The following is a 21,649-nucleotide window of genomic DNA, read 5'->3' as shown; positions in this document are numbered from 1 at the left end:
CGGGGATCCGCGGGATGCAGGAGCGGGCCGCGCTGGTCGGCGGCACGGTCACGGCACGGCCGGCGCCGGGCGGCTTCGTGGTCGAGGCCCGCCTTCCGCTCGACCCGCGCGCACCCGGGTCCGGATCCGGACCCGAAGCCGACAGGGAGGGACGATGACCCGTCCGCCGATCCGCATCGTGCTCGTCGACGATCAGGAGCTCGTGCGCGCAGGGCTCCGGGCCCTCGCCGAGCGCGACGGCGACATCGCCGTCGTCGGCGAGGGAGCGGACGGCCGCGCCGGCCTCTCGCACGTCCGCGAACAGCGCCCCGACGTCGTGCTGATGGACATCCGCATGCCGGTGATGGACGGCCTTCAGGCGACCAGGGAGATCGTCCAGGACCCGGCGCTCGACGACGTGCGGGTCCTCGTGCTCACCACGTTCGACGAGGACGAGCACGTGTTCGAGGCGATCCGGGCCGGCGCGTCCGGGTACCTCTTGAAGGACGTCTCCCCCGAGGATCTGCGCTCCGCGATCCGCACCGTCGCGGCCGGCGACTCGCTGCTGTCCCCCTCCGTCACGGCGACCGTGATGCGGGCCGTCACCGCCGGATCCCGGACCGACGACACGCCGCTGCAGGGACTCAGCGGGCGGGAGGTCGAGGTGCTCACCCTCATCGGGCGCGGGCGCACGAACGACGAGATCGCCGCCGATCTCTTCCTCAGCCCGGCGACGGCGCGCACCTACGTGAGCCGGCTGCTCGCACGGCTCGGCGCCAGGGACCGGGCCGCGCTCGTGGTGCTGGCGTACGAGACCGGACTGGTCACCCCCGGGAACGGCTGACGTCATCCCGACGCGCAGGAGCGCCCGCCGCCCGATCCTCCGGGCGACGGGCGCTCCCGTCTCGTCACGCGGTGCGGCGACGCCTCACCATCAGGCCCCCGCCGACGGCCAGCAGAGCCGCGAGCGCGACGAGACCGGCGATCCCTCCGCCGTCCAGGCCCGTGGCCGGAAGACCCGATCCGCCGGGCCCGGGACCCGGAGCACCCGGCGTCGGAGCGCCCGGGGTCGGCGCGGGCTCCGTCGGGGTAGGGGTCGGCGTCGGCGTCGGGGTCGGGGTCGGGCCCGGGTCCGCCACGACGGTCAGCGCCGCGTCCGCACGCCGGTCGCCCTGGACGAGGGAGACCTCGTGGGCACCCGGCGCGGCGCCCGGGACCGTCAGGGTGCGGTGCAGCTCGCCGTTCGCGTCCGCGGTCGCCTCCTGGACGACCTCGCCGTCGAAGAGCACCTGCACGGTCTCACCCGCGACGAGATCGCGCCCGGTCAGACCGACGCCGTCCTTCGCCAGGGCGCCCACCGTGATCTCGCCGGTCGACAGCTCCAGCGTCGGCGCGCCCGGGCGGGGATCCTCGGTCACGGTCAGGGTCGCGGTCGCCAGGACGTCGCCCACCGCCGCGGCCGGCAGCCCGGTCGCTCCCGAGCGAACCCGCTCGCCGGCCTGGATCAGCTCCACGGTGTGCGCTCCCGGCTCCGCGTCCGCGACGGTGAACGAGACCGAGCCCGCTCCGTCCGCGCCGCTGGTGAAGCGCGCGACCTCGACCCCGTCGAACGCGACGCGGACCGGCGTGCTCGCGGGGAGCCCCGCGGCGCTCAGCGCCACGCCGTCCGTGGCGAGCGCGCCGGCGGCGATCTCGTCCGGCGACAGGGTGACCTCGGCCGGCGTCGTCGGGTCGGCGGTCACGGTGACGTCCGCGGACGCCTCCTCCGCGCCGCTGCGCACGGTCACCGGGTAGGTGCCGGGGGCGACGCCGTCCCGCACGACGGTCGCGGCGACCGCGCCGTCAGCATCGGCCGTGACGGTGTCGACCACCTGGCCGTCGAACAGCACCTCGGCCTCGGCGTCGGCGGGGAAGCCCTCGCCGGTGACCCCGATCCCCGACGACGCGAGCGTCGACACGGTCAGAGTCGCCGGGTCCAGGGCCACCGTCGGGTCCTCGTCGACCGGGTCCGCGGTCACGGTGAACGAGGTCTCCGCGGCCCAGCGCCCGCTCGTGAGCGTCACCGCATGCACGCCCGTGGCAGCGCCGGCGGCCTTGTGCGTGTAGGCCAGCGCGCCCTCGGCGGACGACCGGACCGTCGCCACGTCGGCGCCGTCCACCGCGATCACCACGTCCGCGTCCTCCGGGAAGCCCTCCCCGGTCAGTCCCACGCCCGTGGAGCCGAGTGCGGAGACCGTCAGGGAGGCCGGGGACGCCGATGCGGTGGGGTCGTAGTCCACCGGGTCCGCCGTCACCGTGAGCACCGTCGCGGCGGACCAGCGCCCGCTCGTCAGCACGATGTCGTGCTCCCCCGTGCCGCGGTCGGTCGCGGTGAACACATAGGACACCTCGCCGCCGGCGTTCGAGGAGACCGTGGCCTCCTCGGTCCCCGACACCGACACCACGACGTCGGCGTTCTCCGGGAAGCCCTCGCCGGTGATCGTCACCCCGGGCGACGCGAGCTCCGACACCGTGACGCTCGACGGGGCGACCGCGACCGTCGGGTCGTAGTCCACCGGGTCCGCCGTCACCGTGAAGGAGGCCTCCGCCGACCACTGCCCGCTCGTCAGGGCCACGGCATGCCCGCCCGTCGCAGCGCCCGAGGCGGTGTGGACGTACGAGACGTCACCGGCGGCGTCGGAGCGCACCGTCGTGGCGGTCGCGCCGTCGACGGCGATCGTGACGTCGGCGTTCTCCGGGAAGCCCTTGCCCGAGATCGTCACCCCGGAGGCGGCCAGCTCCGACACCGTGAGGGACTCCGGGGCGACCGACGCCGTGGGGTCGTAGGTCACCGGGTCCTCGGTCACCGTGAGCGTCGTCGCCGCGGACCAGGTGCCGCTGGTGAGACGGAGCTCGTGCGAAGCGGGGAGAATCCCGGCACGCACGAAGTCGTGCTGCACGGCCCCGGTCGCGTCGGTCCGCAGCGTCGCCATCTCGGTGCCGCTGAGGGTGAGCACGACGTCGGCGTCCTCGGGGAAACCCGTCCCGGATACCCGCACCCCCGTGGTGCCCAGCACCGACCGCGTGACGGTGGCCGGATCGACGGTGACCGCCGGCTGGTACGGATCCTCGGTCACGGTCAGCTCCGCCGACACCGAGTGTGGTCCGCTGGTGAGCGTGACGGTGTGCGCGCCGGGGGCGACGTCGGCCCGCCGGAGGGAGTAGGTGAACCGCCCCTGGGCGTCCGCCGGCATCGACACGATGGCGCTGCCGTCGAAGGTCAGCGAGACGTTGTCGTCCGCCGGGAAGCCGGTGCCCGTGATCGTCACGCCGTCCGCCGCCAGATCCGACTGCGAGATGGTCGTCGGATCGAGGGCGATCTCCGGGTCCACGACGGGATCGGCCTGGATGACGAGCGTCGTCGTCGCGGACCTGCCGCTGCCGGCCATCCGCACCTCGTACTCGCCCGGGATCGCGTTCGCCACGGTGAGCCGCGAGGTCGCCGTGCCGGACGCGTCCGTCTGCATCGTCCCGAGCTCGTCGCCGTCGAAGGACACCGTCACGGCGGAATCCGGAGCGAAGCCCGTGCCGGTGAGCGTCAGCTCGCCGGCCAGCGCCTGCGACACCGTCGCCGGGTTCGGCGCGATCGACAGCTCCGCCGCGACCGGGTCGAGCTCAGCTGTGTAGGTGAACTGGGTCGCCGCGCACGGCAGGCCCGGCATCACGGCGTCCGCGGCGTTGGAGCCGCTGTTGACGATCACGCCGTCGTCGCTGACCACCCCGCCGAACCAGTACTCGAAGTACAGCTCGTCGTCCGGGTCCTCGTCGTAGGTCCAGTGCGCCGAGAACGAGCCGTCCGCGGCGATGGGGGTCTCCGGGATCCCGATGAACTGCACCATCTGGGCGATGGGAGGAGCGGTGCCGCACCAGGTCCAGGACTGCGTGTCCACATCGGTGACGGCCCCGCCCTCGACCGTGACGGCGATGTCGAAGCCGTCACTGGTCGTGCCGGTGTAGACGCCGTCCTGCGCGGCCGCCTGCGCGGGCAGGGCGAAGCCGAGGACGCTCAGGCCTGCGGCGAGCAGGCCGGTGAGGAGCATCGCCAGGCTGCGCGCCCAGCGGGGTCGTCGGGGGGTCGTGGGTCCGGTTCTCATCATCGGCGGCTTTCCTGTCGTCGGGGACGCACTCCCCCGACCGACGCGGATGGCCGCGACGCGGGGGCGCACCCGTAGTCTGTCCGCGGCGCTCCGTGAGACGGAGAAATCGGAACGAATCCGAACGGCGCCGACCCGCCGGCGGCACGCGAAGGAGCCGCCGCCCGAAGGCGGCGGCTCCCCGGGTGCGGGTCAGGGCAGCGCCGGACCGCCCGGGCCGGCGCCCGGGACCGGGTAGTACACCGGGGGCTGGTCCTCCCACGCGGACGGCAGCGTGAGCAGGTCGTCGTAGTGGTGCATCGCGATGCCGCCGAAGGACGGCTCGTCGCCGAAGGCCGCGTAGACCTTGTCCAGCTCCGCCTCCAGATACGTCCGCCCCTCCTCGAAGAACGTCACGCTCTCGGGATCGCCGGTGCCGGAGAGGTCCTTGGTCTCGATGCCGATCACCACCGAGTCCGGCTTGCCGATCGCGTTCGCGTAGTCGATCTCGTGCTGGGCCTGGGCGATGATCCCGGCACCGCCGTCCGCGGTGTCGCGGTAGTCCATGATCGAGATGTAGTCCGTCATGTCCTGGATGTGGTCGGACAGCGGCTTGGTCTCGCCGTTCCACGTGATCGCCGTGCAGCAGGACGACGTGTCCAGCCAGCGCGGGATCGCGGGGCCGACGAGCACCGGGAGCCCCGAGGCGTCGCGGCGCTCGATCAGCGTCTGCAGCACCTCCAGCCAGCGGTTCGGCAGGTCGTTGCCCGGCACCTTCCACTCGCCGAGGATGTACGGCTCGATGTCGACGTTGATGCCGTCGAAGCGGGCGTCCTCGGGCACGGCGAGGTTGTAGTCCAGCACCTTCTCGAACTCGTCCACGGCGAAGTGCTCGAACTGCTCCAGCGCCCCGAAGTACGGCGGGCGCGTGCCTCCGGCGACCGTCGCCTGCACGTGGTATCCGCGCTCCTTCGCCCATCGCACGAACGCCGCGACCTCGTCCCGGGCGTCGCGGAGCATGTCGCGGTCGCCGTAGCGGTCGACGCCGAGGTAGATCGTGCGGATCGGATCGGATCCGAACGTCTCGGTGTCGTCCATGACGGCGCCGAGACGGTCGCGCGCAGCGGTCGAGAACACCGCCTCGTAGGAGGCCCGCTCCCAGATCCACATCGAGCGGTCCTGGTCGTAGACGACGGGATCCTGCGCCTGCGCGCCGCCGACCGAGACATAGGTCGTCGGCGACAGCGAGACGTGTCCCGCGACATCCGTCGCCCGGGCCTCGATGCCGACGAACCCCGCCTCGCGGGCGGGGAAGACGGCGCGGTAGTCGCCGGTGTTCCCGGGGGCGGGCGTGGCACGACGCCATTCGCCGCCGTTGACGCGGACCTCCACGCTCTGCACCGCGTGCTCGGACGCGACCCGGATGACCGGCTTCAGCACTCGTCCGTCCTGCGGGCCCTCCTCCGGCGAGACGATCGTGACGACCGGCTTCGCGGCCGCGGGGTTGTCGACCTCGACCGTGACGAACGACGACCACGTCGTGTAGAGCGTGGTCAGGTCCCGGCCTCGGACGGCGAGGTCGAGGCGGCCGTCGACATCGGCGATGTCGATCGACACCTGCCAGTCGCCGTCGTCCTCCACCTGCTCGATGGGCACGAGCTCCTGGCCGCCGACGGCCAGGACGAGCTCGGAGACGTTCGCCGACGTGCCGGCGACCGTCAGCGTCTCGCCCTGCACGGTCGCGCCGTCGTCCGGCGAGGTGATGGCGATCGCGGTGACAGGGTCCTCGGCGGCGGCCGGGGTCGCGGCGACGACCGTCAGCGCCCCGCCGAGGAGTCCCGCCACGGCCCACGCCGCGACTGCTCTCTTGGTTCTCATGTCCGTTCCTCTCCGACCGCGCCCCGATGCGCGGTGCGTCCGTTCAGCCCTTGACCGCTCCCGCCACCATCCCGGAGGCGAGCCGCCCCTGGACGATGAGGAAGAGGATCACCACGGGCACCGAGATCAGCGTGGCGCCGGCCATGATGCCGGCCCAGTCGGTCGCCGACATCTCGCTGCTGAAGGTCTGCAGCCACAGCGGGAGCGTGGCGTTGCCGGGCTTGGTCATGACGACGAGCGCGAGGGTGTACTCGTTCCAGGCCTGGAGGAAGGAGAACACCGACGCCGTGACGATCCCCGGCCCCAGCAGCGGGAGCGTGACCCGGAAGAAGGCCCCGAACCGGCTGCAGCCGTCCACCATCGCCGCCTCCTCCAGGTCGGCGGGGATGCCGTGGATGAAGCCGCGCAGGAGCCACACCGTGAACGGGACCACCGTGCCGACGTACAGCAGCGACAGACCGCCGACGGAGTTCAGCAGCCCCCAGCCGTCCAGCATCCGGAACTGCGAGATGAACAGCGCCTCGCTCGGGATCATCTGGATGATCAGCACCATGAGGATGATGAGCCCGCCCCCGCGGAACCGGAACCGGCTGACGGCCACCGCCGCGAGGAAGCCGAACAGCACCGCGACGACCACCACCACCGCGGTGACCGAGGCGCTCATGCCGAGAGCCGACCAGAAGCCCTTGTCGGCGAGGATCCCGGCGAAGCTCTCCGCGCTGAACGGGATCGGCAGGAACCGCGGCGTCTTGCTGAACAGGTCGTCGTTGTCGGAGAAGGCCGTGTTCACCATCCAGTAGACGGGGAAGACCAGCAGCGCGGCCGCGGCGATCGCCACCGCGTTCCATCCGCGGCGGTGGGTGTCGCGGCGGCTGCGCCGTCCGCGCGGCGCGACGGCGGGGAAGTCCGTCGTGCGCAGGTCGACCGGAGCGCTCATTCGCTCGCCTCCCTCTGCTGGGCGAACATCCTCGCGATGTACTTCCAGGTGAGCAGCAGCGTCAGCAGCAGCACGACCGTGGCCAGCGCCGAGGCGTCGCCGTACTCGCCCTGCCCGATGCCGACGCGGTAGATGTAGGTGCCGAGGAGGTTGGTCTCCTCCACCGAGACGCCCGCCTGCTGCAGGACGTAGATCTGGGTGAACACGCGCAGGTCCCACACGATCTGCAGGAGCCCGACGATCATCACCGCGGGGGTGATGATCGGCAGGGTCACCTCCCGGAACCGCTGGAACGGCCGGGCGCCGTCGAGCTCAGCGGCCTCCAGCACCTCGAGGGGCACCTGGGTCAGCGCCGAGTAGATCATGAAGATGATCAGCGGCAGGCTTCCCCAGATGACCGTGAGCGCCGCGATCGTGAACACGCCCATCGGGGTCGACGTCCACGGGAAGCCGGCCATGTCCCGGAACCCGATCGAGGCGAGCAGCCAGTTCACCAGTCCGTACCGGCCGTCGAAGAGCCACTGCCAGATGACCATGGTGACCAGGGCGGGCGTCGCCCAGACCAGGAGCAGGGCGACCTGGAGCACGATCCGCGCCCAGCTGCTGACCTTCGTCAGCAGCACCGCGACGAGGCAGCCGATCACCATCGACAGCGTGGCGCAGATCGCGCAGAAGACGATGGATCGGAGGAACACGAGCCACATCGTGGGGTCCGTGAGGACCGAGACGTAGTTGTCCAAGCCGACCCACTCGGGCTCCTTGCCGAACTGCTGGGCGAGGCCGAACTTCTGCAGCGACATGATGAACTGCTGCAGCAGCGGCCATCCCAGTGCCACGGCCACCGCCGCGATGAGCGGCAGGACGAGGAGGTAGGGGAGGACGGCGCCCCGCGCGCGGCGACGCCGCCGCGCGCGGGGGACGGGCTCGGGCGCCGGGGGCGCCTTCTGTGGTTCGACGACGGTCGCGGTCATGTCAGTCGGCGTTGAGCGTCTCTTCGATCTTGGCCCCGGAGCGCTTCACCACGGCGTCGATGTCCTCGCCCTTGGCGATCGCGGAGAAGAGGTCAACCGGGATGTTGTTGCCCTCGACGATCGCCCAGGCGGGGGCGGTCGGGGTCAGGCGCGACGTCTCCGCGATCTGCTGCTGCAGCGAGGCGGGGACGAGACCGTCCGGGATGGCGTCCGCGTAGGCGGTGTTGCCGGGCACCCAGCCGGAGTCCTCGGCCAGCTGGCTCATGAAGTCCTCGCTCATGATGAGCTCCAGCGCCTTCTTCGCCAGCGGCTGGTTCGACGAGTTCGCCGAGACGGCGACGTTCGACCCGCCGAGGAACTGGTGGCTGTCGCCGCCCGCCTCCGCAGGCGGGAGCGCCATGACGCCGGTGACGTCCTTCAGCTCGTCCGAGATGCTCGCCTGCGCGAACACGCGGTACGAGAACATCGCCACCTCGCCGTCGTTGTACGGCACCCAGGGGCTTCCCGCGGTGTCCTTGCCGTCGAGCGCGCCGAGCGCGGACGTCGACCAGATCGTCTGCATCTGCGTCAGGGCCTTCTTGGCCTCCGGGGTGTCCAGGGCGCTGACCCACGCGTCGCCGTCCTTCTCGGCGTAGTTCGCGTCGTTGCTGAACAGCCAGCCCTCGAGGCCGTGCGTGTCGACGACCGGGAAGTAGATCCCCTTGAAGCCCTCGACCCTCTCGGGGTTCGCGGCCTGGATCCTCTGGGTCGCCGCGACGAGCTCGTCGAGCGTCTTCGGCACCTCGATGCCCGCGGCCTGGAAGAGGTCCGTCCGATAGAAGAGGACGCTGGAACCGGCGTACAGGGGCAGCGCGTAGCGCTTGTCGTCGACGGTCGCGGCGTCGACGAAGCTCGGGATGAGCTCGTCCCCGCCGAGGTCCTCGTACACGTCGGTGAGGTCCGCGAGGGCGCCGACGCTGGCGAAGGTCACCGTCTTGGTGTTGCCGATCTCGACGATGTCCGGGGTCTCGGTCTTGCTGGCGAGAGAGGTCTGGAGACGGGAGACGATGTCCTCCCACGGCTGCATCTCGACCGTGAGGGTCGAGCCGGGGTTCTCCTTCGCGAACTCCTCCTCCAGCCACGCCACGGCGTCCTCGGACACCGAGTCCTGCATGAACCAGACCCGCAGGTCCCCGGTCTCGCCGTCGCCTCCGCCGGCCCCGGCGCCGCCGCCGGAGCAGGCCGTCATCGCGAGCGCCCCGGCCAGGGCCGCCGCCGCGATCATGGTGCGTCTTGCCATTGTCGTTCCTCCGTGGTCTTCCTTGACGAGCGCCGGACGGCGCCCGATGAACGGGCGGATCTCTGCTGGTGTCACGCTAGCGTGCAATCGGTTGCATTACAAGCGAAACGTCGATCGGGATCCGCGAATGGAGTTTTCATCCCAGGTCAGAGGGTCTTTCGATACCGATCCTCTGATCTGTTTCCGCGCGCACCGCCACGTCCGGCGTGCGCGCCGTGCGTCAGTGTGCAGGCACGCGGGCCGATGCGCCGAGCTCCTGCGCGACCGTCTCGAGAAGACGGATCGGCGCCCGCATCTGCGCGGCCGGGATCGGCGGCACACCGGTGGCGAGCATCTCCGCGAACGCGTCCACCCCGGGCTGCACGTAGTCCTCGCCCAGCCGGATCTCTCGGCTGAGCACGCCGTGCCTGCCGACGGCGGTGGCACGGAACGGCACCCGCCCGTCCTCGTCCGGCCGGATGAACTCCAGAGCGACCAGCGTGTCCGCGACCCGATACCGCGCGACGACGGCGTGCGGGGTGCGGCACACGTCGATCCCCTCCGGGTCGCCGGGCAGGAGCCGCTGAGCGGCATCGGCGATGTGGATGCCGTAGAAGAAGATGCCGCTGTATTCGCTGTCGGGGTCGGCGGGTCCGGTCAGCGTGAGGGTCTGGAGCTCCCCGACGCTGCCGAGGTCCCTCGCCAGATCCTGCGTGTCGGCGACCCAGCGCAGCGCCGAGGAGGACGTGAGCGGAGCACCGCCGCGCTCGGCGGCGGCGATGATCTCGTCCGCGTCGGCCACGCCGGCCGCGAGCGGCTTGTCCACCCACACCGGCACCCCCGCCTCCAGGAACGGCACGGCGAGGTCGCGGTGCAGCGCGCCGTCGCGCGAGGTCACGATCAGGGCGTCGACGCGGCCGCGCAGCTCGGCGACGTCCTCGACCACCGTGTCGATGCCGCCCAGGCGCGCGAGCTCCGTCGTGCGCTCCGGCTCCCCCGCGACCAGGGCGGTCACACGGACGGGCACGTGCGAGGGGCGCAGGACGTTCAGGTAGTGGACGATCTCGGTGGCGTGGCTGTTCTCGATGCCGACGATCGCGACGCGCGGGGCGTTCATGCGTTCTCCTTCAGGGGCTCGGGGGTCGCGGCGCGCCGCGCGGCGGGGGCGTCGCCGGCGGCGTCGTGTTCCAGGGCGACGGGACGCCCGGTCCGCGCCGACTCGTACACGGCGAGCACGACCTGGAGCGCGCGACGGCCGTCGCGGGTGGTGATGGCGGGGGTGCGACCCTGCGCGATGGCGTCCAGGACATCACGGTACTGGCGGAGGTGCGCCACGTCGACCGCGCTCCAGCCCTCCGGGACGCTCCGCTCTTCGACGTCGTCCGGACCCGGCGCGAGTCCGGACGCCGCGGCGAACACGGAGAGCCGGTCGTCCTCCATCACGCCCGTGCCGCGGTCGCCGTGCACCGCCAGGCGCACGGGGAGTCCGGGATACGCCGCCGTGCTCGCCAGCAGCACGCCGATCGCGCCGTTCGCGAAGGTGATCGTGGCGCCGGCGACGTCTTCGACCTCGATCCCCTCGTGGGCCACGCGCCCGGTCGACGCCTGCACCGAGACGGGGGTGCCGAGCATCCAGAGGAGGAGGTCGAGCGCGTGGATCCCCTGGTTCATCAGAGCGCCGCCGCCGTCGATCGCCGCCGTGCCGCGCCAGTCGCCGGAGTCGTAGTAGGCCTGCGGCCGGAAGAACGCGGACTCCGCGATGCCCGAGGTGATCCGGCCGAGCTCGCCGTCCTCGATCGCACGGTGCAGGAACGCCGCGGCCGGCTGGAAGCGGCGCTGGCTGATGACGGACACCGTCCGCCCGCTCGCCCGTTCGGCGGCGATCACCCGGTCCGCGGCGTCGAGGGCGATGTCGATCGGCTTCTCCACGATGACGTCGAGGCCGGACTCGAGCGCCTGGACGGCGGCGTCCGCGTGGTACGCGCTGGGCAGGCAGATCGCCACGACGTCGACGCCCGCCTCCGCCCGGGCCTGGGCGAGGGTCGTGAAGGCGGGGACCCGATACGGCTCGGCGAGGGCACGGGCGCGCGCGGGATCGACGTCGACGATCGCGGCGAGCACCCCCTCCGACGCGGCGAGGGCGGACACCAGCCGGGCGTGCACGGCGCCGATCGCGCCGGCACCGAGGACGGCGATGCGCTGCGGGGCGGTCATGGGATCTCCTGTCTGCGGGTCTGAGCCGGGGGAAGGACGACGACGGTCAGCGCGACCAGGGACGCGGCAGTCCGTCCTGGTCCGCCGACTCCTGGGCGAGCAGGGCGAGACGGGTGGCGAGGAGCGAGGCGGCCGTGTCCACGGCGCCCGGGCCGGCCGCAAGGCCACCGGCGGCGCCGGCGCCGGACGGAGCCGAGGCCAGGGCGTCGAGCGCGTCCTGCGCAGGGCGGCGCCCCTCGGGAAGATCGAGCAGTCGCGCACCGCGGCGGTGCGTCGTCACCTCGACCCGGTGACGCGCCCAGGACACCTCGGCGGTGCCCTCGGTGCCGACCAGCCGGAGGCGGTAGTCGCCGTGCACGTCCGACTCCGCGGGCGTCAGCCAGCTCACCTCGGCGGTGACCACCGCCGAGGACGTGCGCAGCGTCGCGACGCCGTAGCGGGCGAAGTCCGGGATGTCTTCGAGGGGCGCGGAGACCGCTCCCTGGACCACGCCCTCGTCCGACGGGGCGAACAGCAGCGCGATGTCGAGGTCGTGCACCGCGAGGTCGGCGAGGACGCCTCCGTAGCGGGCGCGGTCGAGGAACCACTCGGGCCGCCTCTCCCGCTGCAGCTTGTGCGGCGCCGAGGTGGTGACGCCGACGATCTCGCCCAGCTCCCCCGCGGCGACGACCTCGGCGACCGCCAGGGTCTCCGGATATCCGCGCTTCTCCAGGAGCAGCGACACCGTGCGATCCGCCGCCGCAGCGGCCTCCTCGATCGCGGCGAGCTCCGCCAGGCTCGTGCAGAGGGGCTTGTCCGCGATCACGTGGGCGCCGGCGCGGAGGGCGGCGACGACATCGCGTCCGCGGTCACCGTAGATCCCGGCCACCATGACCACGTCGGGCTGCTCGGACAGGAGCGCCTCGGCGTCGGTGACGCCCGGGACGCCGAACCGTTCGGCGTACGCGTCCGCGATCCGCCGGTCGGGATCCTGGACCCCGATCAGCGTGAAGCCACGCCGGTCCTCCCGCGCCAGCTCGTCGAGCAGGTACTCGACGTGCGGGTGGGCGGCACCGACGATGGCGATCCGGGTCATGGGCGCCAGTAAAGCATGCGACCGGTTGCATAGTCAACCGGTCGCACGCGGACGACGCCTCACTCGCGGGCCGCGGGCCGCGCGGCGTCCGTGGTCTCCCGGACCACGAGGTGCGTCGCGATCGCCACCCGCTCGGCGGGACGCTCGGCGTCGGCGAGACGGGCCAGCAGCAGCTCCGCGGCGGCCTCGCCCGCGGCGGCCGAGGCCGCCGAGATCGTCGTCAGCGCCGGGTTGGTCCCGGAGGCCAGCGTGTCGTCGCAGCCGATCACGCTGATGTCCCTCGGCACGGCGATGCCGCGGAGGGCGAGCCCCGCGAGGACCCCCTGGGCCACGACGTCGTCGAAGGCGATCACCGCCGTGGCGCCGGAGGCGAGGATCCCGCCGACGGCGTCGCGCCCGCCGGTCGAGCTGGGGCGGCCGAGCTCCTGCACCGCCACCTCGATGCCGACCCTCTCCGCCGCACGGTTCAGCGCCGCACGCCGTTGCTGGTCCGACCACGACTCCCGCGGTCCGGACAGATAGACCACGCGGCGATGCCCGAGGCGGTGCAGGTGCGCCACCGCCTCGTCCAGCCCGCCGCTCGGGTCGATCAGCACCCGCGCGAGGCCCTCGATGTCCCGATTCACCAGCACGACGGGCCGCTGGGCGTCGAGCTCGCGGATGCGCTGCTCGTCGAGCCGCGGCGCGGCCAGCACGAACCCCTCGACCTGGGCGCTCAGTCGCGAGGTCAGGTTCGCCTCGCGATCGGCGATCTCGTCCGAGTCCCCGAGGAACACCGCGTAGTCGGCCTGATCCGCGAGGGTCTGCACCCGGCGCACCAACGGGGGGAAGAACGGGTTGGCGATGTCCGGGACCACCACCGCGATGTTGCCGAAGCGCCCGGTGGACAGGGCGCGGGCGGCATGGTTGACGACGTATCCGAGCTGGTCGGCGGCGGCGCGCACGCGGTGCACGGTCTCGCCGCTGAGCATCTCCGGACGACTGAACGCGCGGGAGACCGTGGAGCGGGACACGCCGGCCACCCGGGCGATGTCCCCGATCGTCACCGGGTTCGTGGCGCTTCTCCGTTTCCCTGTCACGACAGACACACTATGCCCGCGGACCGCGTGCGCGCCTCGGGCCACGGGGTCCGGCCGCGGGATCCTCGCAGCTCCGCACCCGATACGCATCAGCGCTTGACTTCGCAACCGGTTGCACTAGTGTGGCCAATCATGAGCACGCCCACGTTCGCCCTCCACGCCCACCCCGACCGGGACTCCCTGGGCGCCGCCGCCGCCCGCTCGGCCGCCCAGACGCTGCGCGCGGCCATCGCCGAACGGGGTGCCGCGCGGATGATCGCCGCCGCCGCTCCCAGCCAGCAGGACGTCTACCGCGCCCTCGTCCAGGAGCCGGGGATCGACTGGAGCGCCGTCACCGTCCTGCACATGGACGACTACCTGGATCTCGACCCGGGGGCGCCGCAGCGCTTCGCCGCCTGGCTGCGCGTCCATCTCGTCGATCACGTCCGCCCCGGGCGCTTCCTCGCCATGCGCACGGAGCTCGGCGCGGAGGCCGCGGCGGCGGAGTACGAGGCGTACCTCGACGAGGGGCCGATCGATCTCGTCTGCCTCGGGATCGGCGTCAACGGGCACATCGCCTTCAACGACCCGCCCGACGCGCGCTTCGACGACCCCTCGCGCGTCCGCGCCGTCGCCCTGGACGAGGCGAGCCGCATCCAGCAGGTCGACGACGAGTGCTTCGATACCCTCGACGACGTGCCCACCCACGCGCTGACCCTCACCATCCCGACGCTGCTGTCGGGGTCGCACCTCGTCTGCGCGGTGCCGGGCGAGCGGAAGGCCGCCGCCGTGCGCGCCCTCGTGGACGAGCAGGTGGACGAGTCCTGGCCGTGCACGGTCCTGCGCCGCCATCCGCACTGCGAGGTGCACGTCGACCGCGACGCGGCATCGCTGCTGCCCGTGTCGGCGACGCTGTCCCTGTCCTCCGCCGCGGTGCCGGCGTCGTGAGCGCGACGGTCCTGCGCGGACGCGACGCGTTCGGAGGAGGCGGGATCGACGTCGTGGTGGACGACGGGATCATCGCCGCCATGACCGTCCGGGAGCCGGTGGCGGACGAGCCGTGGATCGGGCCCGGCCTCGTGGACCTGCAGGTCAACGGGCACGGGGAGGGCGACGCGAACGCCGCCGATCCGCATCCGGACCGGATCGCGGAGATGGCGCTCAGCCTCGCCGCACGCGGTGTCACCCGCTTCCTGCCGACCGTCATCACCGCGTCCGCGCCCGAGATGCGGGCGCGGATCCGGGCCATCGCCGAGGCGCGGCGGGATCCGCACGTCGGGAGCATGATCGCCGGCGTCCACGTCGAGGGGCCCTGTCTGTCCCCCGAAGACGGGCCGCGCGGCGTGCACCCGCGGGAGCACATCCGCCCGCCCGATCCCGACGAGCTGCAGTCGTGGCTCGACGAGGCACCGGGGCTGATCCGGATCGTCACCCTCTCGCCGCACCACCCCGGCACGGAGGAGGCGATCCGCCTCCTCGTCTCGCAGGGCGTGCGCGTCGCCGTCGGGCACACGCACGCCGACGACGCGCAGATCCGCGCCGCCGCCGCCGCGGGCGCATCCTTGTCCACGCACCTCGGCAACGGCGCGCACGCCGTGCTGCCCCGGCATCCGAACTACCTGTGGTCGCAGCTCGCCGAGCCCCGGCTGGCGGCGGGCCTGATCGCCGACGGGCATCACCTGCCGGACGAGACCCTGTCGGCGATGCTCGCCGCCAAGCGCGAGCACGGCGCGTTCCTCGTGAGCGATGCGGTGGCGACCCCCGCGGAGCTGCGCGAGGGCGGCGTCTCCTCCGTCGGCGGCGGGGTCCGCATCGCGCCCGACGGTGCGCTGCGGCATGCCGCCACCGGCTTCCTCGCGGGGTCGATCCAGGCGCTCGACACGGGCGTCGCGACGGCCGCGCGGGTCACCGGATCCCTCGCGGAGGCCGTACGCCTCGCGGCCGTCGCCCCCGCCCGGATCCTCGACGGCGCCGAGCCGTGGCGCGTGGGGTCCCGCGCGGACGTGCTCCGGTTCCACTGGGCGCCGGGGGACGCGGCGATCCGCCCCGTCTCCGTCCACGTCCAGGGCCGGGCGCTCGTCGGCTGACCCGCTCCCCTCCTCTCACGCCGCCTCAGGCAAACGCGCGAGATCAGGCAACAATCCCCACCACCCGCCTGAACTCGCGCGATCGCCTGAACTCGCGTGCTCGTGTGGTCCCCCCGCTCAACGCGACATCAGGCAAACGCGCGAAATCACGCAACAACCCCCGCCCCTCGCCTCAACTCGCGCGATCGCCTGATTCCACGCGACCGTGCGATCCCCCTCCACGCTCAACGCGACATCAGGCAAACGCGCGAAATCAGGCAACAACCCCCACCCCTCGCCTGTTCTCGCGTGATCGCCTGACTCGACGTGATCGTGTGATCCCGAGCCGCACCGCCACGCTCAACGCGACATCAGGCAAACGCGCGAAATCAGGCAACACTCCCCACCACCCGCCTGAACTCGCGTCATCGCCTGAGCCCGCGTGATCGCCGAACCTCGCGCGCTCGCCTGATCCCACGCGATCGCCTGAACCTGCGTGGCGCCCCGCATCGAGACGCGAGACCGGGGCGCGGCGGAGTCAGCGGCGCTTCGGACGGCCGGTGCGCGAGGGGGCCGGTGGGCCGTCGAAGTGCTCCGGGTGACGTGCGCGCACGGCCTCCAGGTCGGCGAACACGAAGCGCAGGTGCTCGCGCAGCGCCGCGATCGCCGCCTCGACATCGCCGGCGGCCAGGGCGTCGAGCACCCGCTCGTGGTCGTCGACGTAGTCCTGCACGCCGCGGGTGGCGCTCATCCCCACGTAACGCGCCCGGTCGAGATGCCCCTTCGCCGCGGAGACCGCCGCCCAGGCATTGGCGTGACCGGCCAGGCCCAGGAGCATCCGGTGGAACTCCTCGTCGAGCGGATAGAAGGCGTCGCGATCCGCCGCACGGCGCTGGGACGCGATGGCGGCGCGGAGGCGGGTCTCGTCGGCCGGATCCGGCGTCCGGCAGGAGGCGAGGGATGTGAGCTCGATCGCCTCGCGGATGAACTGGGCCTCGCGCACCCGGTCGGGATCGATCAGGGTGACGTAGGTGCCGCTCTGCGGACGGACCTCGACGAGCCCCTCCTGCGCGATGAGCAGCAGCGCCTCGCGGACCGGCTGCCTGCTCAGCCCGAGGGAGACGGCGAGGTCGTTCTCCGACAGCAGCGCGCCGGGCGCGTGCACCCCCTGGATGACGTCGTCACGGATCCGGGCGTAGGCGACGGACCGGGCGGAAGGCATGCCGACACAATAGCTTGACGAAACTGGTATGGCAGTGATTCGATGGACGGACGATGACCCGACGGCACCGGCGGGTCCGGGCTCCATCGGGCCGGACACCGGGCCGACGACCGAGGACCAGGAGCGCGCATGACCATCGACAAGGCCGAGGTGATCGTCACCAGCCCCGACCGGAACTTCGTGACCCTCAAGCTCACGACGGCGGACGGGATCACCGGCCTCGGCGACGCCACGCTCAACGGGCGCGAGCTCGCCGTCGTCGCCTACCTCTCCGAGCACGTCGTGCCGCTGCTCGTGGGCGCCGACGAGGGCCGGATCGAGGACACCTGGCAGTTCCTGTACCGCTCGGCCTACTGGCGGCGCGGACCCGTGACGATGGCCGCGATCGCCGCGGTCGACATGGCGCTGTGGGACATCAAGGGCAAGCGCGCCGGCATGCCCGTCTACCAGCTCCTCGGCGGCGCGAGCCGCACCGGCCTGCTCGCCTACGGGCACGCCTCCGGCAAGGAGCTGCCGGAGCTCTTCGACTCCGTCCGCGAGCATCTGGAGCAGGGCTACCGCGCCATCCGGATCCAGACGGGCGTCCCCGGCCTGAAGGCGATCTACGGCATCGCCTCCCAGGCCGCGGACACCTTCGGCGGCGAGGTGCGCTACGACCACGAGCCCGCCCGCCGCGGTGTGAAGCCGGTCGAGGAGGACTGGGACACCCGCTCCTACCTGCGCCACCTCCCCGGCGTCTTCGAGGCCGTCCGCAACGAGTTCGGTCCCGAACTGCCTCTCCTCCACGACGGGCACCACCGCATGACGCCGATCCAGGCGGCCAAGCTCGGCAAGGAGCTCGAGCCCTACGACCTGTTCTGGCTGGAGGACTGCACGCCGGCGGAGAACCAGGAGGCCCTGCGCCTGGTCCGCCAGCACACGACGACCCCTCTCGCGATCGGCGAGATCTTCAACACCGTGTGGGACTTCAAGGACATCATCCGCGAGCAGCTCATCGACTACGTGCGCGGCGCCGTCACGCACATGGGGGGCATCAGCCCGCTGAAGAAGACCCTCGACTACGCCGCGATGTACCAGATCAAGTCCGGCATGCACGGGCCCACGGACATCTCACCGGTCGGCATGGCCGCAGCCATGCACCTCGGGCTGGCGATCCACAACTTCGGCATCCAGGAGTACATGCGCCACGGCGCGCGGACGGATCATGTGTTCCGTCAGTCCTTCACCTGGCGCGACGGCCTGCTCCACCCGGGGGACGCCCCCGGGCTCGGCGTCGAGCTGGACGTGGACGAGGCGGGCAAGTACCCGTACGAGCAGGCCTACCTGCCGTACAACCGTCTCGCCGACGGCACCGTCCACGACTGGTGAGCCCGCGCGCGCATCCCCGGATCGAGGGCAGGAGGAGGATGGACGCATGAACGCTCTCCCGCCCGTGGTGGTGATGGGGGTCTCCGCCGTCGGCAAGACCTCCGTGGGGATCGAGATCGCCCGGCGGACCGGCGGCGTGTTCACCGACGCCGACGACCTCCACGGCGAGGCGAACATCGCGAAGATGTCCGCGGGGATCCCGCTCGACGACGCGGACCGGTGGCCGTGGCTGGACCGGGTCGGCGAGGCGCTGCTGCCCGGAGCGGTCGTGGCGTGCTCGGCGCTCAAGCGCGCGTACCGCGACGTCCTGCGGCGCCACGCGCCGGCCGTCGCGTTCGTCCATCTGGACGCGGATCCGGATCGCCTCCTCGCGCAGGCCTCCGGCCGCAGCGCGCACTTCATGCCCGCCTCCCTCCTGCGCTCGCAGCTCGACGCCCTCGAACCCCTCGGCGCGGACGAGCGGGGCATCGTGGTCACCGTGGACGCGGAGCCCGCGGCACTCGCCGCCCGCGCCATCGCACTCCTGACGTCCCCCGTCGGCTCCGGCGCCTGATCCGCCCTCAGGGCCGATGATCCTCGGCGATCATCCACCGGTCACGGACACGGAACGCGGGGAGCGTCTGCCGCTTCGCCTTGTTCGCCGCGACCGTCCCACGAACGCCGTTCGCGCGCGCCCAATCGGAGAGGGAGATGATGCGAGGGCTTCCGATCATCGCGAGGCGCTTGTGCACGGCCTCCATGAGCAGGACGGCGATCAGCCTCGTCATCCCCCCGGCATCGTCGCTTCGTCCGTATTGAACGAAAAGAGGGTAATAGTCGGCCGTGCGATTCCTCGCTCGGATGATCACCGGCGGCAGATGCGCGTCCTGAAGCTGCTTGTTGATGAGGACGCGACCGATTCGACCGTTGCCGTCCACGAACGGATGGATGATCTCGAACTCGCAGTGGAACCGCGCGATGGCGTCGATGGGCGCACCGTCGGCTTCGTCACGAAAGCGCCGCAGGGCATCCGTCAGCAGATCCGGCACGAAGGCGGGATTCGCGCCGACATGCCCGCCGACACGAACCCATTCGTCTCCCCGACGGAACCTGCCGGCGATGTCGTCGCGGATCCCGGCCAGGAGACTCCCGTGCCACTGGAGGATCAGGGCGATGGTGAGAGGGTCACGACGAGACAGCATGTCGGTCGTCACGGCAGCGAGGTTCCTCGCCTCGTACACCTCTCGCAGATCGCTTCCCCGAACGGGCAGCCGACCGGCGAGAATCCGCTCGGTGTCGTCCAGCGAGAGCGTGGAGTTCTCGATCGCGTTCGACTGCTGGACGCCCTCCGCCAGCTCTGCCAGGGCGATCTGCTCGAGCGCCTCGGGATGCGTCCGCGTCAGCGAGCGGTACTCCTCGGTCAGATCGGCGAGGCGCCTCCGCGTGGTCTCGTTGATCATCCGCACCTCCCCTCCCTCCCGAAGTTACCGTGAATTTCCTCATGTATCCGCAGATCTTCACGGGCTCCTGACGTCGTCCCCCGTCGGCCCCGGCGCCTGATCCGCCCGAGGGGCGCTGCTACGCTCCGGCCATGGCATCCCCCACCTCCTCCGCCCGGCCCCGGCGCGGCCTCGCCGTCGCCGCGCTCGTCCTCGGCGTCGTGACCGCGGCGGTCGCGGCCATCGGCTGGGCGCTGACGCTGTCCACGCCCGGCATGGGCTCGCTCTCGGTGATGATCCTGGCGGCCATCGCGGTGTGGGCGCTGGCCCTCGCGACCGCGATCGTCGCCGTGGTCGCCCTGATCCGGGCTCCCGCCAAGATCCTCGCCGTGATCGGCCTGGTGCTCGCCCTCGTCCCCGCGGTCATCGCCGTCGCCTGGGTGGTCCCGCTGCTGGCCGCGCTCTGACGCCATCGCTCCGCACGGGCCCCGGCCCGCAGGCGGAAGACTCCGTACGGGTCTCGCCCCGTGGGGCGGAAGAATGGATCCATGACCACCGCCGATCGTGATCGCCTGCACGCCCTGCTCACCGACGAACGCCCCGTGAACTGGGTGATCACCGGCGACTCGATCACCCACGGCCTGGTCCACACGCAGGGCGGGCGCAGCTACCCAGAGCACCTGCACGAGATCGTGCGCGGCGAGCTCGGGCGCACGCGCGACGCCATGATCACCACCGCGATCAGCGGTCACCGGATCGTGCAGATCCTCGACGACTTCGACCGGCGCGTCGCCTTCTGGGCGCCCCACGTCGTGACGCTGATGATCGGCACGAACGACTGCTCCACCGGCGGCGTGTTCCCGATCATCGAGCCGGACGAGTTCGCGGCCTCGCTCACGACGTTCGTGTCGCGCGTGCGGGACCTCGACGCGATCCCCGTGCTGCTCACGCCGCCGTCGGTCGACGCCGCCCACGCGCCCGAGCGTGCGCGGATCGGGGCGTTCGCCGAGGCCGTGCGCGAGGTCGCCCGCGCCGAGAGGACGATCCTCGTCGACATGCTGGCCGCGTTCACCCGGATCGGCAACGGCGGCGTCCCGTCGGCGCTGATGAACGACGCGTTCCATCCCAACGCCGCCGGGCACGCGGCTCTCGCCCTGGAGGTCGCCACCGCCCTGGGCCTGGAGCCGGAACCGTCGCGCACCCTGACGCTGCTGCGCGCCCGGGTCGCCGCCGCGACGTTCCTCCCGTGAACCGCCACCGTTCCGGTGCGCCGTCGCGGATCGTAGGCTGAGGGCATCATGGATGAGATCCTCAGGGCGCTCGGGGAGTTCGCCCGCGACTACTGGTGGCTCGTGTTCCCCTTCATGGGCGTGGCCGGCGGTGTCGCCAAGGCGTGGGAGCGGGGCGCCAAGCGCCGCCACCAGCGCCGCCTGGAGACCATCCGCGTCAAGGGCGAGATCAAGGCCGCTCAGCTCGCCGCGCGGGGCAAGGCCGTGCCGGCGCAGGTCGTCGCCGCCGACCCTCCCGTGTCGTCCACGGACCTGTTGGAGCGGCTCTTCGCCGAGCACGACGAGATCACGGCACGCTGGCTGGACTACGAGCTGGACGTCGCGAAGCTCATCGCCTTCCCCGCCATGAGCGACGGTCGCCAGCCGCTGACGGCCGCGTTCCTGCGGGCCAAGCGCACCGCCGACGCCCTGCGCCCGGCGACGGCCGACGCGAAGGTCAGCGAGCAGCGCGTCGCGGAGTACCTCGACGCGGTGGGCGCGTACGCCGTGGCCTTCGAGGTCGCGGAGAAGGATGCGCGACGCCTGCGGGACTCGAGCTTCAGCGAGGCCGAGCGCAAGCGGCTGGAGCGCGCCCAGCACATGCTCACCGTCGCGCTCGACCAGTCGGCGACCGCGGCGGAACGCCAGACCGCGTACAAGCGGGTGCGGGAGGAGCTGGACGGCCTGCTGTCCCTGTCGGACGAGGCCGTGGAGAACCTGGAGAAGCGCGTGGCGCTGCAGCTCGAGGCGCCCACGGCGACCGGATCGGCGGGAGCGAGGAGCGCGGACGCCGCACCGGCGGCCGCGCCCGGGGTCACGGCGCCC

Annotated in this window: 19 protein-coding genes; 8 read left to right on the top strand and 11 right to left on the bottom strand. The window is 72.2% G+C overall.

Going from position 1 to position 21,649, the window contains the following annotated elements; genetic code table 11:
- The first annotated feature begins 154 nt into the window (after positions 1-154).
- Complete coding sequence (locus MR1_RS14060; protein ID WP_067248101.1) at positions 155-823, top strand: response regulator; 669 nt, start codon at positions 155-157, stop codon at positions 821-823.
- A 64-nt stretch (positions 824-887) separates the two neighbouring features.
- Here MR1_RS14060 and MR1_RS14055 read toward each other — a convergent pair whose 3' ends face one another.
- The 9 genes from MR1_RS14055 to MR1_RS14015 form a co-directional block, all read right to left on the bottom strand.
- The gene (locus MR1_RS14055; RefSeq protein ID WP_157518223.1) at positions 888-4,115 is read right to left on the bottom strand and encodes an RHS repeat domain-containing protein; all 3,228 of its coding nucleotides are present in this window, start codon (positions 4,113-4,115) and stop codon (positions 888-890) included.
- Positions 4,116-4,304: 189 nt separating this feature from the next.
- The gene (locus tag MR1_RS14050; RefSeq protein WP_157518220.1) at positions 4,305-5,969 is read right to left on the bottom strand and encodes a fibronectin type III domain-containing protein; all 1,665 of its coding nucleotides are present in this window, start codon (positions 5,967-5,969) and stop codon (positions 4,305-4,307) included.
- A 43-nt stretch (positions 5,970-6,012) separates the two neighbouring features.
- Complete coding sequence (locus tag MR1_RS14045) at positions 6,013-6,906, bottom strand: carbohydrate ABC transporter permease (RefSeq protein WP_067248091.1); 894 nt, start codon at positions 6,904-6,906, stop codon at positions 6,013-6,015.
- Entirely contained in the window at positions 6,903-7,877 is a 975-nt protein-coding gene (locus MR1_RS14040) for a carbohydrate ABC transporter permease (RefSeq protein WP_067248088.1), read from the bottom strand. Before MR1_RS14040 ends, MR1_RS14045 begins: the two co-directional genes overlap by 4 nt.
- A 1-nt stretch (position 7,878) precedes the next feature.
- Positions 7,879-9,156, bottom strand: coding sequence for an extracellular solute-binding protein (locus MR1_RS14035; RefSeq protein ID WP_084344707.1), 1,278 nt, complete (start codon positions 9,154-9,156; stop codon positions 7,879-7,881).
- A 220-nt stretch (positions 9,157-9,376) separates the two neighbouring features.
- Positions 9,377-10,252 carry a Gfo/Idh/MocA family oxidoreductase gene (locus tag MR1_RS14030; protein WP_067248081.1) on the bottom strand — a complete coding sequence of 292 codons (876 nt, stop codon included), beginning with the start codon at positions 10,250-10,252 and terminating at the stop codon, positions 9,377-9,379.
- The gene (locus tag MR1_RS14025) at positions 10,249-11,349 is read right to left on the bottom strand and encodes a Gfo/Idh/MocA family protein (protein WP_067248077.1); all 1,101 of its coding nucleotides are present in this window, start codon (positions 11,347-11,349) and stop codon (positions 10,249-10,251) included. Before MR1_RS14025 ends, MR1_RS14030 begins: the two co-directional genes overlap by 4 nt.
- A 46-nt stretch (positions 11,350-11,395) precedes the next feature.
- Positions 11,396-12,424, bottom strand: a complete 1,029-nt coding sequence (locus tag MR1_RS14020) for a Gfo/Idh/MocA family protein (protein WP_067248074.1) — start codon at positions 12,422-12,424, stop codon at positions 11,396-11,398.
- Between the two features lie 59 nt (positions 12,425-12,483).
- Positions 12,484-13,503, bottom strand: a complete 1,020-nt coding sequence (locus MR1_RS14015) for a LacI family DNA-binding transcriptional regulator (protein WP_231819342.1) — start codon at positions 13,501-13,503, stop codon at positions 12,484-12,486.
- Between the two features lie 132 nt (positions 13,504-13,635).
- Here MR1_RS14015 and MR1_RS14010 point away from each other — a divergent pair, with 132 nt between their 5' ends.
- Both MR1_RS14010 and MR1_RS14005 read left to right on the top strand, forming a co-directional pair.
- Positions 13,636-14,430, top strand: a complete 795-nt coding sequence (locus MR1_RS14010) for a 6-phosphogluconolactonase (protein WP_067248067.1) — start codon at positions 13,636-13,638, stop codon at positions 14,428-14,430.
- A complete protein-coding gene (locus MR1_RS14005; RefSeq protein ID WP_067248064.1) occupies positions 14,427-15,569 on the top strand; it encodes an N-acetylglucosamine-6-phosphate deacetylase in 1,143 nt (380 codons plus the stop codon). The genes MR1_RS14010 and MR1_RS14005 overlap by 4 nt, the downstream gene beginning before the upstream one ends.
- 517 nt (positions 15,570-16,086) lie before the next feature.
- Here the strand turns inward: MR1_RS14005 and MR1_RS14000 are convergent.
- Positions 16,087-16,770, bottom strand: a complete 684-nt coding sequence (locus tag MR1_RS14000; protein ID WP_067248061.1) for a GntR family transcriptional regulator — start codon at positions 16,768-16,770, stop codon at positions 16,087-16,089.
- Between the two features lie 129 nt (positions 16,771-16,899).
- Between MR1_RS14000 and manD the strand changes: the two genes are divergently transcribed.
- Both manD and MR1_RS13990 read left to right on the top strand, forming a co-directional pair.
- The gene (gene manD / locus MR1_RS13995) at positions 16,900-18,138 is read left to right on the top strand and encodes a D-mannonate dehydratase ManD (protein ID WP_067248057.1); all 1,239 of its coding nucleotides are present in this window, start codon (positions 16,900-16,902) and stop codon (positions 18,136-18,138) included.
- Between the two features lie 46 nt (positions 18,139-18,184).
- Entirely contained in the window at positions 18,185-18,691 is a 507-nt protein-coding gene (locus MR1_RS13990) for a gluconokinase (protein ID WP_067248054.1), read from the top strand.
- 7 nt (positions 18,692-18,698) lie between these two features.
- Here MR1_RS13990 and MR1_RS13985 read toward each other — a convergent pair whose 3' ends face one another.
- The gene (locus MR1_RS13985) at positions 18,699-19,577 is read right to left on the bottom strand and encodes a Fic family protein (protein WP_067248051.1); all 879 of its coding nucleotides are present in this window, start codon (positions 19,575-19,577) and stop codon (positions 18,699-18,701) included.
- A gap of 131 nt (positions 19,578-19,708) precedes the next feature.
- Between MR1_RS13985 and MR1_RS13980 the strand changes: the two genes are divergently transcribed.
- From MR1_RS13980 to MR1_RS13970, 3 genes are all read left to right on the top strand, one after another.
- Positions 19,709-20,023, top strand: coding sequence for a hypothetical protein (locus tag MR1_RS13980; RefSeq protein WP_067248047.1), 315 nt, complete (start codon positions 19,709-19,711; stop codon positions 20,021-20,023).
- Positions 20,024-20,104: 81 nt separating this feature from the next.
- Entirely contained in the window at positions 20,105-20,806 is a 702-nt protein-coding gene (locus tag MR1_RS13975) for an SGNH/GDSL hydrolase family protein (RefSeq protein WP_067248044.1), read from the top strand.
- 48 nt (positions 20,807-20,854) lie between these two features.
- Positions 20,855-21,649, top strand: a 795-nt coding sequence (locus MR1_RS13970; protein WP_067248041.1) for a hypothetical protein, incomplete at its 3' end; no start/stop codon positions are given.

Origin of the sequence: Microbacterium resistens NBRC 103078 (assembly GCF_001552355.1) — a bacterium.
Lineage (GTDB): Bacteria > Actinomycetota > Actinomycetes > Actinomycetales > Microbacteriaceae > Microbacterium > Microbacterium resistens.
This window is presented reverse-complemented; position numbering and strand designations above follow the sequence as displayed.